At 61.7% G+C, this 15,987-nt stretch carries 11 protein-coding genes; 8 read left to right on the top strand and 3 right to left on the bottom strand.

Annotated elements, in window-relative coordinates; genetic code table 11:
• Positions 1 to 2 precede the first annotated feature (2 nt).
• From pstC to BN973_RS30875, 3 genes are all read left to right on the top strand, one after another.
• Entirely contained in the window at positions 3 to 1,040 is a 1,038-nt protein-coding gene (pstC, locus tag BN973_RS29670) for a phosphate ABC transporter permease subunit PstC (protein ID WP_051641740.1), read from the top strand.
• A complete protein-coding gene (pstA, locus tag BN973_RS29675) occupies positions 1,037 to 1,921 on the top strand; it encodes a phosphate ABC transporter permease PstA (RefSeq protein WP_051641741.1) in 885 nt (294 codons plus the stop codon). The genes pstC and pstA overlap by 4 nt, the downstream gene beginning before the upstream one ends.
• Positions 1,922 to 2,199: 278 nt before the next feature.
• On the top strand, positions 2,200 to 2,370 hold the full coding sequence (locus BN973_RS30875) for a type II toxin-antitoxin system Phd/YefM family antitoxin (RefSeq protein WP_082811611.1): 171 nt from the start codon (positions 2,200 to 2,202) through the stop codon (positions 2,368 to 2,370).
• Between the two features lie 30 nt (positions 2,371 to 2,400).
• Here the strand turns inward: BN973_RS30875 and BN973_RS30195 are convergent, their stop codons facing one another.
• Complete coding sequence (locus tag BN973_RS30195; RefSeq protein WP_051641742.1) at positions 2,401 to 5,847, bottom strand: HNH endonuclease; 3,447 nt, start codon at positions 5,845 to 5,847, stop codon at positions 2,401 to 2,403.
• Positions 5,848 to 5,919: 72 nt separating this feature from the next.
• Positions 5,920 to 6,105, bottom strand: coding sequence for a hypothetical protein (locus BN973_RS31300; protein WP_139043417.1), 186 nt, complete (start codon positions 6,103 to 6,105; stop codon positions 5,920 to 5,922).
• A 127-nt stretch (positions 6,106 to 6,232) separates the two neighbouring features.
• Between BN973_RS31300 and BN973_RS29685 the strand changes: the two genes are divergently transcribed.
• A complete protein-coding gene (locus tag BN973_RS29685; RefSeq protein WP_036474281.1) occupies positions 6,233 to 9,592 on the top strand; it encodes an NACHT domain-containing protein in 3,360 nt (1,119 codons plus the stop codon).
• Between the two features lie 60 nt (positions 9,593 to 9,652).
• On the opposite strand, the gene BN973_RS29690 is transcribed toward BN973_RS29685, so the two are convergent.
• Positions 9,653 to 10,792, bottom strand: coding sequence for a restriction endonuclease (locus BN973_RS29690; RefSeq protein WP_232232274.1), 1,140 nt, complete (start codon positions 10,790 to 10,792; stop codon positions 9,653 to 9,655).
• A gap of 25 nt (positions 10,793 to 10,817) precedes the next feature.
• On the opposite strand from BN973_RS29690, the gene BN973_RS29695 reads away from it, so the two are divergent.
• The 4 genes from BN973_RS29695 to BN973_RS29710 all read left to right on the top strand — a co-directional run bounded on the left by BN973_RS29695 (position 10,818) and on the right by BN973_RS29710 (position 15,790).
• Positions 10,818 to 11,156 carry a nucleotidyltransferase domain-containing protein gene (locus tag BN973_RS29695; RefSeq protein WP_051641743.1) on the top strand — a complete coding sequence of 113 codons (339 nt, stop codon included), beginning with the start codon at positions 10,818 to 10,820 and terminating at the stop codon, positions 11,154 to 11,156.
• 302 nt (positions 11,157 to 11,458) lie between these two features.
• Complete coding sequence (locus BN973_RS29700) at positions 11,459 to 13,408, top strand: ATP-dependent nuclease (protein WP_036474283.1); 1,950 nt, start codon at positions 11,459 to 11,461, stop codon at positions 13,406 to 13,408.
• Positions 13,405 to 15,297 carry a UvrD-helicase domain-containing protein gene (locus BN973_RS29705; protein WP_036474285.1) on the top strand — a complete coding sequence of 631 codons (1,893 nt, stop codon included), beginning with the start codon at positions 13,405 to 13,407 and terminating at the stop codon, positions 15,295 to 15,297. Before BN973_RS29700 ends, BN973_RS29705 begins: the two co-directional genes overlap by 4 nt.
• Positions 15,298 to 15,430: 133 nt before the next feature.
• Positions 15,431 to 15,790, top strand: a complete 360-nt coding sequence (locus tag BN973_RS29710) for a PASTA domain-containing protein (RefSeq protein WP_036474287.1) — start codon at positions 15,431 to 15,433, stop codon at positions 15,788 to 15,790.
• Positions 15,791 to 15,987: the final 197 nt, after the last annotated feature.

The following is a 15,987-nucleotide window of genomic DNA, read 5'->3' on the forward strand; positions in this document are numbered from 1 at the left end:
TAATGCGAGCGCGCACCACCGACAACGGTGCGGCGGTGGCCATGCCCCGGGCCTTCTCGCCGGGCGCTCCGGTCAAACGCCCATTCCATTTCTTTGCTCGACATCGCGGCGATGCGATGTTTCGATCGCTGACGGCCTGCGCCGCCGTCTTTATCGTGCTCACGCTCGCGGGCACCGCCCTCTACCTACTCCTTCGCGCGTGGCCGGCGCTGAGTCACTACGGTCTGGGGAGTTTTCTCACCTCAGACCGGTGGGCCCCCTCGGAGGCCACCGCCGCATCCACTCACCCCAACCCCTACGGCATCCTGCAGTTCATCATCGGAACGCTGATCACCTCAGCGATCGCGCTGCTCATCGCCGTCCCCATCTCCGTGGCACTAGCCCTCTACATCACCGATGTGGCGCCACAGCGACTGCGCCGAGCACTGTCATCACTGGTTGATCTGCTGGCGGCCATCCCCAGCGTCGTTTACGGCTTCTGGGGCGTGTTCGCGTTGCTACCCGCGATCACCCCCCTCGGTAACGCTCTGACGCGGCTATCGGTGATCCCGCTGCTCGGCGGCGTGTTCCGCGGACCGTTTTTCGGCTACTCGGTGTTCTCGGCCAGCGTGGTGCTGGCGATCATGGTGCTACCGATCGTGACCGCCATCTGCCGCGAGGTCTTCGCCACCGCCCCAGCGGCCGAAAAAGAAGCCGCGCTCGCACTCGGGGCCACCCGCTGGGAAATGCTGAGACTCGCAGTCCTACCGAGATCACGCGCCGGCATCACCGGCGCCGCCATCCTGGGCCTGGGCCGCGCGTTCGGTGAGACCATCGCGGTGACGATGTTGATCGGTAACAACGTTTTATCGATCGCCACAAGCATCTTCTCGCAAGGCGCCACCATGCCCAGCGTCATCGCCAACGAATTCACCGAAGCCAACCAGCCCTACCATCTCGATGCGCTGTTCGTCGTCGCGGCCGCGCTGCTCGTTGTTTCATTGCTGGTCAACGTCATTGGCAAGCGGGTCGTCAGCCGCGCAGGGGAACACATCGCATGACGCTTGCGACACGAGCACGCAGTATCAACACCACGTCCATCAGGCAGCGGCGCAAACTCACCAACTCGGCCATGACCGGCGTCCTGACGGCCACCATGGCTGCCACCATCGCCGTACTGGTGTGGGTGCTGGGCTATGTCGCCGCCGAGGGCCTGAAATTTCTGGGCCCCGAATTCCTCACTCAGACACCGCCAGGCAATCCCGCTCAGCCCGGCGGCGGATTCGCCAACGGCATTATCGGCAGCCTGATCATCGTGGGCATCGCCACCGCCCTGTCCATTCCCGTGGGCGTCGCCGCTGCCATCTACTTCGTCGAATACGGCGGTCGGCTCGCGCGATTTGCCCGCTTCGTCACCGACGTGATGGTCGGCATCCCCACCATCGTCACCGGCGCATTCATTTACGCAATCTGGGTGGTGCACTTCGGATTCTCCGGCATCGCCGGCGGAATCGCCCTGGCGCTCATCATGCTTCCGCTGATCATCCGATCAGTCGAAGAAATGCTGCGCCTGGTCCCGAACGAACTACGCGAAGCGTCACTTGCACTCGGGGTCACCCGAGCCCGCACCGTCATCTCGGTGGTCTTGCCCACAGCCAGCGCGGGAATCATCACCGGCATCATGCTCGCCGTCGCCCGGGCTATGGGAGAAACCGCGCCGCTGTTGCTCACCGCGCTAGGCAATGACCTGTTCACCGAACTCAACCCCGACAAACGTATGTCCACGCTGTCACTGCAGATCTTCGGCAACGCCATCACCGGTTTCAAAGCCGCGCAGGCCCGGGCCTGGGCCGGTGCACTGACACTCATCGTGATGGTCCTACTATTCACCCTGTCAGCCAGGCTGATGGCACGGCGTTCAGCAATCAGCCAAAGACACTAAAGCGTTTGCCCCCCAACGATTCCAGCTGTCGCGACCACGACCAGTTCGCCGGCATGCTGGGCGGAATCGGTGAACCCGCATTTTGACGGGGCTGCCTGGAACTATGCACACTCCAGTGATTGCGCGCACTGACTAGATAGATCGGGAAATCAACAGCATGATCAGCACCCGCTGTGCAACTGGCCTCTTCGGCGCGACATGAACGTCGTTGAGCTGGCCCACCGCGACGCACTGGCCGCGTTGTGTGCGGTCTTAGATCCCACCGGCTGCAGCGGCTGATGATTGATCCCTCGCTGCCGCGGGTCAGCATGACCGAACTACGCCGCCATTTCGGCCGGATCATCGGTGAAGTGGCCCAGGGACAGACCTTTGTCATCACCCGGCGCGGGCGCGAAGTCGCGGTGCTCGCCCCGGCCGAGGAGTACCGCCGCATGAGTGCACGCGGGTGAGCCTGGATCGTGACGGCGATGCTGACTGTTTTAGGTGAACCACGCGTCGGCGTGCGCGGTGGCGGCCAGCGTTGAGGCTTTCGATGCGAGCCTGGTTCCGATCTTCTCGGCGGCTCGCTGTGCGAGATCGCCCGGCCACTGATCAGGGTCGCGAAGGATCTCGCGGGCCAGCTCAAAGCTGAGCGCACCGAGTTTGATATCGCTGGCCCACCCGCCCAGAGGGAGTAGTGAGCGACTGTGTTTGAGCTGCTTGGCTTTCACCGTGGTGCGCGACCCGACCGTGCGCAGCAATGGCCGCATGTCACCCAATCCGGGTTGCAGTAACGACTCGAAGCCCGTTTCCAGCCGCCGATCGGCCCACTCGATGGTCGCTTCGGTCCCCACCACGTGGATCAGCCAGAGCAGCCGCGGGCTCACCTCGACTTGTTTGAGCCGCAGCGGCTCGGCAAAGACGAGTTCGCGGGCCACCGAAGACTTCGTGAACCATCCAAGCGAATATCTCACTGCGGCATAGTGTTTAGGCGAGAGTGCTGATACCACCTCGTTGAGACGTGGTGTCACATCAAGTACGGCTTGCGGACGTGCGATGCTCAACACCGAAAATACCCAGTGCCGTCGATCCAGGTCGGACTCGCACGACGAGAGCGACTGCTGCCACCACTGTGCGTCCTTGGTGTGCGATCGCGCGTCATGTTCCCATAAGGCCGCGCTCGCCAGCGTCGGTTCATCGGCTCCTGCGCGATCGGCCAACCTTTGCAGGTCCAGGTCGGCGGGAACGGTAGCGATCGCTTGTCGCAATACCCAGCCGTCACCCCAGGTCTGCGCGATTCTCTTCAGCCGGTTAAACCAGTCGGTGGCGGTGGCGTCGGAGAGTGGTTTCTCCGACAGGTAGTTCGATAACTCGGTAATCTCGCCGAGCAACGCATCACCGGTGTGGCCTCGCTGCCGAATCCGTGTTCGGCGTGCCCGCTGCTGTGCGGCGTCGGTGTGTGGTCGCAGTTGTGCTTTGGCCGCGCACTGCACCAAAGGCGCGACTGAGGTCAGCGGACTCGGGGTGATGGCATCTGCGGCGCCGTCGTTGATGTCGGTCTTGCAGAGCGAGATGATCTCGCCGTGACGTCCGTTGTAGCCCCCTTGGTGTAGCAGCGTGGCCAGCCACACCGTCTCAGGGCTCAGCGCTATCAATGTCGCTGCGAGCGTGTCGTTTTCCGGATCGCTCAGTTCCCGGAGAACGCCCAACTCGGCGGCGGTCTGTAACCACGCAAGCGTGGGCGCGGTCTGCGCCCACCACCACTGATGAAGGTCGTCGGTGGTGCCGTGTCGGCGCAGCAGCGCGGCGATGGCCGATCTCATCTCCAGCGATGCCTCCTGGCCAAGGCGTGCTTTGAGGTGTCGCACGGCCTGGGATTGTCCGGCTCGTTCGGAGAACTGTAGGTGCGGGCCGTTCGCATCGAGCAGGCCATCTGCGGCCAGGATCACCCCGGGGCCCTCCAACACGAAATTCACCACTTCTTGCATCGGTTCATCGGCTTGCCCGACGTAGGTTCGGTCATCGAGGAACTGCGCGGCCATCGAACGCAGCATGGGATGCAGCGCGAGATCGCCTGTCGCTGTGCTTAACTGGCGCAAGTTCTGGCGGATCCCACGCACTTCGACCTTGGAGAACATCCCCACGAAAAACCGGCAGACGTTGGACCAGTAGGGGCGTTGCAGCAGCGCATCCAGGCAGTCGTCGCGCGAATTACCGACCCCCTTCGGAGGGGCGTTCTGGAAAATGTAGAGCGCAGTGAAGTATTCGCGCAGCGACTGAACCTCGAACTGGAAGCGATCGGTTTCTCGTTCGACCAGACACAGCACTCGAGTGGAGATGGCCGAGAACAGTCGGTCGGCGAACTGCTGGCCGTACTCTTGGCCTTCAAGATGCTCGCGCAGCACCGTGCGGAGCTCGCTGCGTGAGATCGAGCCCGCGCCGGTGCCCTCTTCGGCCCTGGTCTGCAGATACCAGCCCAGGTAGGCATGGACACTGACGATGGTGTCGCGCTGATCAGCGAGCAAGGGTTCCTTCTCGGCTGTCTGCTCGCGATCCAGGAAGGTCTTCAGATACTCCGCGTAAAGCTCCGTGCGCTGCTGGGGAAGCAACTGGCGGCGATGCAGAAGGTGCAAAAGGATGGCCAGTTGCATTGGGTAGGAGGCCAATTCGCGGATGTGCGGTACATGCTGGTTGTCCATGAAGGTCGCCTGCAGTTTGTCGGTGGCCTCCTCATTCAGTCCGGCGACGGCCGACCACTTCCTCAGGTACTGAATACGCAGACCCTGGGAGAGCCGCTGCAAAGTGAACCGCGGGAAGTCGCGCGAGGACCACAGCCGCGACGTGGTCGCCCCCGGCCGCGTGGCGACAATGACGACCAGATCACGCGCGTCAACTTTCTGGCGCGCGTACATCTCGACGATCTGGTCGCCGACGTGCAAGCGTTGGTCGATGTTGGCGACCTCGTCGAGTCCGTCGAGGGCGATCAGCACGGGCTCGGTCGACACCAAGGTGGCCAGATCCTCCAGGGAGAACTCGTGCCCGCCGCTGCCCTTCTTCACCTCGGCCACGATGTATTGCTCGATGCTGCGCCAGGCTGGGCTGGCCGCGGGTTTGCCTTTCTTGTTCTTGGCGACGGGCGCCTTGGCGATCGCCCATTGGGCGTAGCGTCGCAGATCCAGTCGGATTGCCACCCGGGGCGTGCGTGTCACCTGCGCGAGCTGCTGGTCATCGCCGGCGTAGGAGCTCTTGTTCAGCATGCGAGATCGATGGAATTGGCAGACGTACTGCAGCAACGTGGACTTTCCTTGGCCAGGCCCGCCGACCAGCAGCGCGTTGCCGCGCCAGTCGGGATGCAGCAGCGCCTGAGCAGCTCCGGCCACAACCTTCCCGCCGGCCCCCGCTAGTGCCTCCGCGTCGCCGGGATGCTCAGCGGCGATTCGCTCGATGACCTCGGCGATGGCCGTGTCCGGTGAACAGGCGAACGGAACGTCGACGAACATTGCATCAACACTGGGACCGTGCAGGTCGACCTGCTCAAACAGCACCCGGTCGTCGATCTCGTACTGGTTGCCGACGTAGAGTCGAACGGTCGAAGTGATGCGGTCCTTGCGTCCTTGGTGTTCCTCATGCCGGCGCTTCATCGTGACCAAGGTCTCAGCGTCGTAGGCGTCGCCGTCGTGGGCGTCGATCAAGCTGTGATGCGTCGGACACAACAACATCAAGTTCTCGTACTTATCGATGTCAGCGCGGGGATAATCGGGGTCATAGCGTGGGCCCCCAGAGCTCCCGGACCGGATATGTGCCTCCTCGCCGACGACGACCGCGAACCCGTCACCGGTTCGCGCGTCCACTTCATCGGCCGTTAATGACTGCCAGCACGTCGCGAACGAGCACAGGTTGTGGGCACGACCCCACAGCAGCTTGCGCGCCTGTGCGCTGATCGTCACGAGACCTCGCTGTCGGCATCGAACGGAAAACCGCTCTTATCCTCTCAGAAGCCTCGACACACTCCGACCAGATCACCACCGCGCGTCGCGTCGCTGACCTCGCGTTCCGCCGCGCCGGTCACTGTGGCCATCGCTGAGAAGAGCAAGTTCCCAGCGCACCAAATCGATGGCGGTGATCACCGCCGGATCGTCGGGATCCAGACCTTCTTCGCGCAATGCGATGCGTTCGATGTCGTCCATATGGGTATGGACGGTCATCCACCCAATCCGGTTCCAGCGATATTGGCTACCGTGACCGTGGTGGAGGCCATGCGCTGGCTGTCGTCGGTCTGTCGCACCGTTCAGGTAGTCTGAGCGACAGTGCCACCCACCAAGGTGGCGACAGGTGAATAAAAACAACAACACACAGATCACCGTTTTCTACGGAGACCAGCCCGCCCACGCCCATGAGCGTCGAGCTATCAACGTGGTGCGGAACGAACTTGCTCGCCGCAACATGCCGGCCACCCTGCTCGTCAACTTCGCGGTCGCTCGCGGAGCCCGCCAGATTGATCTGCTGATCGTCTCCGACCAGCGGTGCATGAATGTCGAACTCAAGCACGTCGACCCCACCTTGCCGCTGATTGCCACTCCCAACGGCCCGTGGCGCCAGCGCCTCCCTGAGGGCGCAGAGCGCATGGTGGCCGATCACGGCTACTACGAGCAGGCTCTCCAGGAAACCTACGGTGTCGCCGACGTCCTGGCTGATCTCAACCGCAAAGGCGTGGTCCCCGGTCCAACTGGTAAAGGTTTCGCCAGGCACATCGACACCGTGGTGTGCTGCGACCCGCACATTCCCGCGGGCTCGACGCTGAACCGACACGCCTACGTCAGCGTCGTCGGACTCGATACCCTCGTCGACCGACTCGCCCAGCCCGGGCCGGGACTCCCACACTGGGACCGCCGACACTGGGACGAGGTAATCCGCCATCTCGGCCTCTACCCCGAGGGCGAGGACACGACGGAGGCGTTGCGTCGCCGCGCCGACGCTGCAGCTGTCGAGGACTACCGGCGCAGGTTCCGGGAGTTCACCGCAGCGAACCTTCCACCGCTCGTTGCGGCCGCCGCGCTAATCGACTCAGCGCCAGTCACTGTGAACGCCGACACCATGGCGGATCACCTTGTCGGCCGGCAGCACCGGATCCAGCTGGCAGCCGAAAGCGGCCAGGGCAAAACGCATCTGGCCAAACACGCCGCGCTGACTCTGACCGATCGCGGCCAGATGGTGGTCTGGATCGATGCCGACGATTACAGGAAAGGCCACCTCATCCAGTCGTTACGTCGCGCGGTCAGCCCGTTCAGCACACACGAGGCCCACTCACTGCTGGCGAAAGCCGCTGAAGGCGGATCCGGGATCACCTTCGTCATCGACGCATTGGAGAAATGCCCCCACCGTGAAAAGCTGCTCGAACAGCTCCACGCGCTCCAAAACCAATATCCCGCAGCGCTTTTGGTCACCACCACCAACGCTTCTATGCCCCAACTCGCCGCCACATGCAACGTGCATTTGCAGGCGCCGACCGGCGTCGAACGTGGGCGCATCGCCACCACCTATGGAACATCCGACCGCGTGGCCGAATCCGAGGAGTACAGGACCCGCTACGACATCACCCTGGCGGCACAAGTCATCGCAGATCTGCCCGCTGGCCGGGACAGCAACACCGAGGTCCTCGATGACTACATCCGTCGGCGCACCCCCAGCGAAGCCGTCCGAGCCGGGCTGCGATGCCTTGCCCAGGCCATGAACGCCGGCGTGCGCACCGCACTTCCGATCGCGGAGGTGATGACCACGCTGCGCCGCTGCGAAGCACTCGCCACCACCCCGTCGGCAATCGACGACACCCTGGCTTCGCCGCTGATCCGGGTCTACCAAGCTCGGCTGCGCTTTGACCATGAGAAGCTGGCGCGCTTCCTCACCGCCGAGCATCTGGTGTTGACCGCCCACGACGGCGCCGAGCTGGCCCAGCTGCTCACCCAGCCGGCGCACCGGGATCTTCGCGACCACGCACTCATGCTGGAGAGCGACCCCGTCCGCCGCTACGACACCATCCGCCAGCTCGCCGACCCCACGCTGATCGCCTCCGCCGCAATGGGATCGTTCGGAATCCCCACCGCCAAGCAGGCCCAGGCAGACATCACCGAATTGCTCGTCCAGGCGGCCGCTGCCGCACCACATTCCACGTTCACGGCCAAAGATCCGCAAGCCGCATCGCTCGATGGCACCTGGCATCACCTGCGGCAATGGACGCCGATCGAGGAGTCGTTGCTGCTCGCCGCGGGACGGTGTGCCTACCACGGCATGTTTCTGCCCGAGATCGGCGCATTGATGGACGCGACCGACACCGTGATGCGCACTGCGATGCGCGACCTTCACGGGGCGGGCAGCCGGATGGCGATCAGCACCGTCGTTGCATGTACGTTCGGCCCGTTCGGTCAGAAGAGCACCCCCGCGGCCGGACTGGTGACTCAGGGCGCCCAAGACGCCCGTAATTTCGGCGACCGCGCGGCCACGACCATACCTACTGCCACCCCGACGTGGACACCCAACCCGCGATGCCTCGGCCGGCTCTATTTGGCAGCACTGCTCAGTCATCCGATCCGCCACGACATCGACGCGCAGCATCTGCCTGACCTCGTCAAGACCGGCCTGGCGGTCGGCGGCTATCACCTTCGGCTGAAGTTATTGGAGTCTGCCATGTACGGCAGTAGTGTGCTGAAATCCGATACGCGCCAACGCATGGTCGACGTGCTGAGCGGCTACGACAACGACCTAGGCGACTGGGGTACCAGCTCGACGCTAATCGACGCACTCGCCAGCTACGACCAGATCACCCCCGTGACGTCGCTGGAAGGAATCCAACGCGAGATCGCCGACGCTCTAAGCGACGTCGACCATCCCGATCACCAGACACTGGCCCAGGGAATCGTGGCCAGCATGTTCGAAGACGAACGCGTGCTCGGCCCCTACAGCGAAGCTATTGACTCATTGCCCGACAACCAGCGGCTGACCCTGTACGCGATGTCGGTGATGCCCTCCGACTGCAGCTTCGGAACCCCTTGGGCGGTAAAACAACTCGCCGAGGGCGCCGACGGCGCCGACGACCTCGTAGTACGCGCATTGGCTCGTTACGCCGGACCACTACCTCGCGAGACCTTCAGTCACTCCGAGGCGGTGGCTGCACACCTCAATGGTCTATCCGGCTGGGCCAAGATTTCCGCCACGTTGCCACCTGTAGACGAATCGGCCGACGAGGTCGCAGTCGCATGGAGACTGGTCGATGAACTGTTACTGCACCTGTTCCGTGGCGACATGGTCGAACAGGCAGCAGGTATCTGGCACCGGCTCTCACACGAAACGCCCGGCTCGACCGTCACCATCCTCCGCGACCTCTATCGCGCTAACAGCGAACTGCTCAGCGGCGACCAGAATTCCACGGTCAATCCGCACCGCGCGCTGGTGGCCGCCTATCCCGACCAGATTCGCGAACTGCTGCAGTGGGCCCTGACCCACCGCGACGACCTACCAGGAGGGCGAGAGAAGTGGCATCCCATGGGCGGCACCAGCGGTTACGCCGTGCGGATGCTCGGAGTGGTGGGTACGACCACCACCGCAGACCTGTTGCGCCACCACTACGTTCACGACCCAGAACTTGGCCGCGACGCTATCGAGGCCGTCCACGCGATCGATGCGCGCACTCAACAGTGAGGACCTGTGGCCGTCTAAGCAACTGTGCGGCAAGCGATTACAGTCGTTGGTTGCCGATCATCAGAAAGGTGGCTCATCGGTGGTCGTCCACGGATTGATTGTCGGCGGGACTGCTGCCGCCGGCAGGGGCAGGTTGGCGACGACGTAGAGGTTAAGGATGTCGTCGCGGTCGATGAACATGAGTTGGCTGCGTTTGGATGCGTCCAGCGCGTTACCGATCCAGGCGCGTGCGGCTTTGGTGATCTCGCCACCAGCGACGATGAACGCGTGGTCGACCAGAACTCGCTTGTTGTGTTCGGGATCAAAGATCTCGTGGGCCAGCATCATCAGCACCTGGTTGTGGATCTCGGCGATATTGGCGTTGCCGGTCTTTGTGACACCCGAAGCATCGAGTTTGCCTTTCTTGGCTTGGATGCCGAAGTAGAGCTGGTGCTGGGTGGGCAAGGTGTACCGCATCCAAATGTCTTTGCCGTATTCGAGTGCCTTGTCCTTGTGGCCGGCGGCAGTGATGCGATGAAATCCCAACTGCCGGAACAGCGGCAGCAGCACCTCTTCGATCAGTTGGTCCTCGCTGCAGGTGTCGAGGTAGGCGGCCAGATTGGTACGCCGCTCGGTTTCGGCCGGGGTTAGGGGGCGGTGCGGGTTGACCTGCAGCACTGTGACTGTGTCGCTGCCAAGATGACGCAAATAGCAGTGCCGGTCCTCGCCGTAGAACGCCTCGAACCCTTCGCGGGTGAGCACGCTGTTGAGTTGGGCAAGGGCGCCCGGTCGTTCGGCGCCTTCGTTGAGGGCCTCGCGCGGGTCCATCAGGTGATCGATGAGACGACAGAACACTTCCGGTGGATGTGGGGGACCTTCGTGGGGTTCGTTGAGCATCGACTCGAGGACATCGGCGACCCACCAGTTGCGGGTGGTCTTACCGTCGTGAGTCCACTCGGTGTCCATGTCGGCGAAGAATTCGGTGATGTAGTAACTCGACCGATAGGGGAAGTACTTGGGCTGCTCGTCTGGGCCGGGCACATCGGCGCCGGTGTTGCCGCAGATGAGGTCGGCCAGATCGAGCGTATTGCGGCGTTTGAATTTCAACGAGATTCCCTGCTGTGACGGTGGTTGTGATCGCGCTGGTGCGACCTCGACGATGCCGAGGTGGTGAATCTGGCCGTCCGGGGTGGCCAGAACGGCCCTCCAAATCGTATGCACTTCATGGACACATATTCGCGTTATCTTGACTGTCGCATTGCTCAGCTTCGGACCTCACGAGATCATCGCCGACGAATTCGCCGACCTCCCCGGCGCCGAGCAGGTCATCATCTTCGGATCCTGGGCAGCCCGCTACGCCGGCCAGCCCGGACCCCCGCCCGACGACATCGACGTTTTAGTCATCGGCGACGCCAGTCGGCAGCAGGTCTTCGACGCCGCCGATCGCGCCGAGCGCCGCCTTGGCAGGCCCGTCAATCCCGAGCAGACCAAACCCGCCCGATGGGAAGACCCACGTGACTCGAGCTTGCTGATCGAGGTCGAGCAACGCCCCTTCCTCACGGCGTACTCCCGGGCGAATCGATGAGCGGCGGGATCCAACGGGCGCGGCACCATCGCGTTGCCGCGCTAACGGGCCATCTACCGTGCTGCGCGACCCGATCGTGCGAAGCAGCTGCTGCGTGTCACCCAGGCCGCGTTGCGGTAACGACTCGAAGACCGTTTCCAGCTTCTGATCTGCCCACGCGATGGTTGCCTCGGTTCCCACCGCTCGTATCGCTCGCGGGCGAGATCGGACCGTACGGACAAGGCGGGCCGGCGAGCGCAGTCGTGCGTCAACTGTGGCCTCAAGTGACCTCGTGCTGGGTAGGCTGCCTGCTCGGAGGGCCTATGTATATCGAGCGGCTGCAGCTTAGTAATTTTCGCTGCTTCGGTCCCGCGGGTGCAGCGGTCAATTTGGATCCGCGACTGACTGCTCTCATTGGCGGAAATGGCGCGGGCAAGACCGCGGTATGCGAAGCGCTTCTTCGGATGTTCGGCACTCAAGAGCAGCGCCGCGTGCAACTCGATGATTTTCATGTATCCAGTGCAGAAACGGAGCCGCCCTCGGCCCGATCGCTTCAGGTGGAAGTGATACTGGCTTTTCCCGAGCTGGAGAACGTCGACGAAGACGACCCGGAATCTCTAGCTGCAGCCGATAGCGTGCCAGAGTTCTTTCAGCAGATGGCGGCAACAGAAGATGGCCACCTTAAGTGCCGATTTGTGCTTAGGGCGACCTGGATCGATGACGGGTCAGTTGATGGAAATATCGGAGAAGAGCGCCGTGTCGTCCACACGTTCGACGAGGACTACGGCGATCGTTGGTCATCGTTTCGTGAGGTCGACCGAAATCGCATTCAGATGCTCTACCTTCCCGCAGCGCGCGACGGCGCTCGCCAGTTGGCTGCGTTTATGCGCGGACGCCTGTGGCGAGCTAGCCGTTGGTCAAGCGACCTCAGCGAGCACCTCGCAGGTGCCGCCGATGACTTACTTGAGAAGTTTCAGTCCGAAAGTGTGGTGACCGCGATTTCACAAGCCCTCAGCAAGCGGTGGCAACAATTGCACCACGCCGATACCGAGGCTCGGCCATCGTTCGAGCCGCTTCAGAGAAACGTCGGCGAACTATTTCGCAACGTTGCGCTGCTATTTGAGCCGTCACCGACCGGGCGGAAGCGGGCTGCCACAGCATTGAGTGACGGTCAACGTTCCCTCCTCCACCTCGCGCTGTCCGCGGCCACGCTGGATCTCGAGAGCGACTTTGTTGCCGGGAAGCTATCGGACCAGTTCGAGCTCTCGCTATCGAGCTTGCCGGCTTTGACACTCTTGGCTCTCGAAGAGCCCGAGAATCACCTCTCGCCATTTTTCTTGTCGCGGGTAGTTGCCCAGCTGACCGAGCTTGCGGAACAGACGCCGACTCAATCGATTTTGGCGAGCCATTCGGCGAGCGCGTTGGCGCGGGTCGAGCCGGACCAAGTGCGTCACATCTGTCATGACCGCGTGACCGCAACGAGTTCCATTACCCCAATTGAGTTGCCTGCCGACGTCACTGAAGCCAGCAAGTACATCCGCGAGGCGGTGCGCGCGCACCCCGAACTCTACTTCTCGCGCTATGTTGTGTTGTGCGAGGGTGACTCCGAGGAACTGGTTATCCCGCTCCTTGCGCAAGCCAGGGGCGTGCCGATTGACCGTTCGTTCGTCGCAGTCGTTCCGCTGGGCGGACGTCATACCAACTACTTTTGGCAGCTCTTGTCCAGCCTCAACGTGCCGTATGCCACGCTCCTCGATCTGGACTGGGGACGCGATGGCGGTGGTGTCGGAAGGATCAAGACCGTATGCCAAGAGCTCCTCAAGCTAGGCGAGGATCCTTTCGCTGACATACAAGGCTACGCACAGATCGAAGATCTTGAAGCTGATCTCGACTACAACGAACTCATCGCGTGGACAGAGCACCTGCGCCGCTTCAACGTCTTCTTCTCCGAACCGCTCGACCTGGATATGTCCCTGCTTGAGACGTATTTCGATTATTACTCGGCAGATTTGGACGAGGGGGCGAAGGGGCCAGACTTCGATTCCGATCCTACGCCCGCGGTGTTAGGACGTGCCGATCCCGTTATCGACTACTGGAAAGCGCCGGAGCGCAAGCAGTATCTCTCGTGGTATCGGTACCTCTTTGCCAACAAGTCTAAGCCAGCAAGTCATCTCAGAGCTCTGACCACAGTTCCAACGGACAAGCTTGCCCAGCCGCCTACCGTACTGGCCGACCTTATCGACACAATCGAAAAGGAAGTAGGGCTAGGATGAGCTTAGTAGCACCAGATAGCTGGCGCCCCAGCGGGATTGATGATCTTGAGCCCGCGGCGTGGCAAGCTCTAAGGGACGACAGATCAACATGCGTGACGGCTGGACCAGGCGCCGGCAAAAGCGAGTTCCTTGCTCAGCGAGCAAGTTACCTGTTACTAACCGGTCTATGTCCAGCGCCGCGGCGCATACTCGCCATATCATTCAAACGCGACGCAGCCTCCAACCTCGAACGTAGAGTAGGACTTAGGGCGCCTGAACATGCCCACCGCTTTACGTCGATGACGTTTGACGCGTTTACAAAGCACATCGTGGACCGGTTCGGCACCCTGCTGCCCGGACGCTGGAAAATGGCTGGTGACTACAAGATCCAGTTCAGTAGCGATAGGCAAGTCGAAGATGTGTTGACGGAAGCATCGGCCAACGCTCCCGCAGGACTGAAAACGGCAATCGACGCCATTCCGCGCGGCACCTTCATGACGTCGATCCTGGGCACATACGCTCTCCCGATTAAGCCGGTCAGCCCGCCCAAAGCAGTCGACTACGCCGTCGAAGAGTGGTGGCGCAGAAGCTATCTGGAGCTGCCAACCCCCGTCGTGGAGTTTGTCATGTTGAATCGATTGGCAGAGTTGATTATACGGACCAGCCCACAGCTACAACGGGCGATTAACCTCACATACCCATATGTATTCGTGGACGAATTTCAGGACACAACTTTCGCGCAATACACCTTCCTAAGGTCACTATTTCGCCGAACTGCCACCGTCACGGCCGTGGGTGACCGCAAGCAACGCATCATGGGTTGGGCTGGCGCGCTGACTGACGCCTTCTCAGAGTTTCAGCGTGACTTTGCGGCCGCTCCCTACGCCTTGCGGTGGAACTTCCGCTCGACGGAGGCGCTCGTTAATCTTCAGCACCGGTTCGCTCGACTCCTGGATTCAAACGCGACTACTGCAGCAGCGCAAGCGATCTCGGACATAGACGGCGAAGCTGCAACGATGTGGTCGTTCGGTACTGCACGGTTAGAGGCCCGCACGATAGCCGCTTACATTGCCGCCGATACTGAATCGACGGGCCGATCACCCGCAGACTACGCACTCATCGCGCGTCAAAGAGTGGCTGATTTCGAGCCCGAGTTCCGTGACGCTCTAAGCGAGTACGACATCGTGGTCCGAAATGATGACGCCTCAGTCGGAAAGATGAAGCTTCAGGACCTACTGAAGGACAACTTGGCTCAGCTACTACTCGGAGTTCTCAAGCTCGCCGCGACTTCGCGCGGTGAAGAGGGTAGCCCCCAGGCTTGGGCCGGAGTCTCCTCCTCGATAGCCAATCTGCGGAGTGGCGACGACCAGAGCGTTTTCGGCTCGGTCAGGACCGATGATGAACTTGCAGCACGCCTCCGCATTGTGCGTCAGTGGATGCGCGACCATGCATGCAACCAAGACGCAGTGGACGCGGTAGTCGACCTGGTAACAGAAATGATTTCTGTCATCACCGACGGTCGGATTTACAACCTCGCCGACACAGCGGACGATTTTCAGGTCCGACAAGATGCTTTTCGCATGCGGCTTAAGACAGCATGTGCCGACGCTGGTTCCTGGCGTGCTGCTGTGACCGCTTATGAAGCACGAGATGCAGTTCCACTCTTAACAATTCATCGAAGCAAAGGACTCGAATACCACACTGTATTTTTCTTGGGTTTAGATGATGACCAGTGGTGGGCGCACCAACGAGATCTCGAAGCGTCCATCGCCACATTCTTCGTAGGGCTATCGCGTGCTGCGCAACGAGTGGTCTTCACTCAGTGCGATACACGCGGTGGCCGACGCAACATCGCCGACCTCTACGAAATACTTGATCAGGCGGGTGTTCCGGTGACCAGATTCGGCTAGACGGCCCGCATCAACCAGTCCGTTCCTTTACATGCTCAACCATCAAGTGCGACTGAGGAATTGGCTATCTCACCGTCAGACAGCCGACATAAAATTATGAGTTGTACGACTAGGGCAGCCGGGAAGGAGGGGAATGAAAATCGAGTTTATCGCGGCGGCGATGATGGCTACGACGATTTGGTGTGTGCCGGTGTCGAATGCCATTACCGCCGAGGAGGCGTGCAGGACTACGTACAATTGGCCCATCCCGATGCCAGCATTGACAGGCTGGTCAATGGAGTACACCATGACGGACTCGACTACCTCGTGCTTCACCAACATCTCGGCCATTGCGCCTGATGGTCACGACGTCATGAACGACACCATCAAAGCCCCTATCCCGTTCGGGTGGTGGAAGATCGCGACTCAGTCACCACCGGCAGGGACGAAGGTCCAGATGGACCAGCAGATCAAGTTGACCGTCGTGGAAGACCAGAACGCGCCCGGGCAATGATCAACGGACCGGAATCAAGACGAAGCCGTCCACAGCAAGTGTTGAATTTCAAAAGCGACCAGGTCACCGAAGGCCACCGAACCTATCCGGCAGCATATTGAACGTGGGTTGCGGCCGGGTGCGTGCCGTGGCAACCGGACCTCGTATCACCAAACACTGCGCGTTCCTGCGGTCGATTCGTTGAGACAACTTGACGT

Source organism: Mycobacterium triplex, assembly GCF_000689255.1.
GTDB lineage: Bacteria > Actinomycetota > Actinomycetes > Mycobacteriales > Mycobacteriaceae > Mycobacterium > Mycobacterium triplex.

Bases quoted from the DNA above. Each gene is read 5' to 3' on its own strand.
- pstC (WP_051641740.1), top strand. From the start codon at position 3: ATGCGAGCGCGCACCACCGACAACGGTGCGGCGGTGGCCATGCCCCGG.
- pstA (WP_051641741.1), top strand. From the start codon at position 1,037: ATGACGCTTGCGACACGAGCACGCAGTATCAACACCACGTCCATCAGG.
- BN973_RS30875 (WP_082811611.1), top strand. From the start codon at position 2,200: ATGATTGATCCCTCGCTGCCGCGGGTCAGCATGACCGAACTACGCCGC.
- BN973_RS31300 (WP_139043417.1), bottom strand. From the start codon at position 6,105: ATGACCGTCCATACCCATATGGACGACATCGAACGCATCGCATTGCGC.
- BN973_RS29700 (WP_036474283.1), top strand. From the start codon at position 11,459: ATGTATATCGAGCGGCTGCAGCTTAGTAATTTTCGCTGCTTCGGTCCC.
- BN973_RS29705 (WP_036474285.1), top strand. From the start codon at position 13,405: ATGAGCTTAGTAGCACCAGATAGCTGGCGCCCCAGCGGGATTGATGAT.
- BN973_RS29710 (WP_036474287.1), top strand. From the start codon at position 15,431: ATGAAAATCGAGTTTATCGCGGCGGCGATGATGGCTACGACGATTTGG.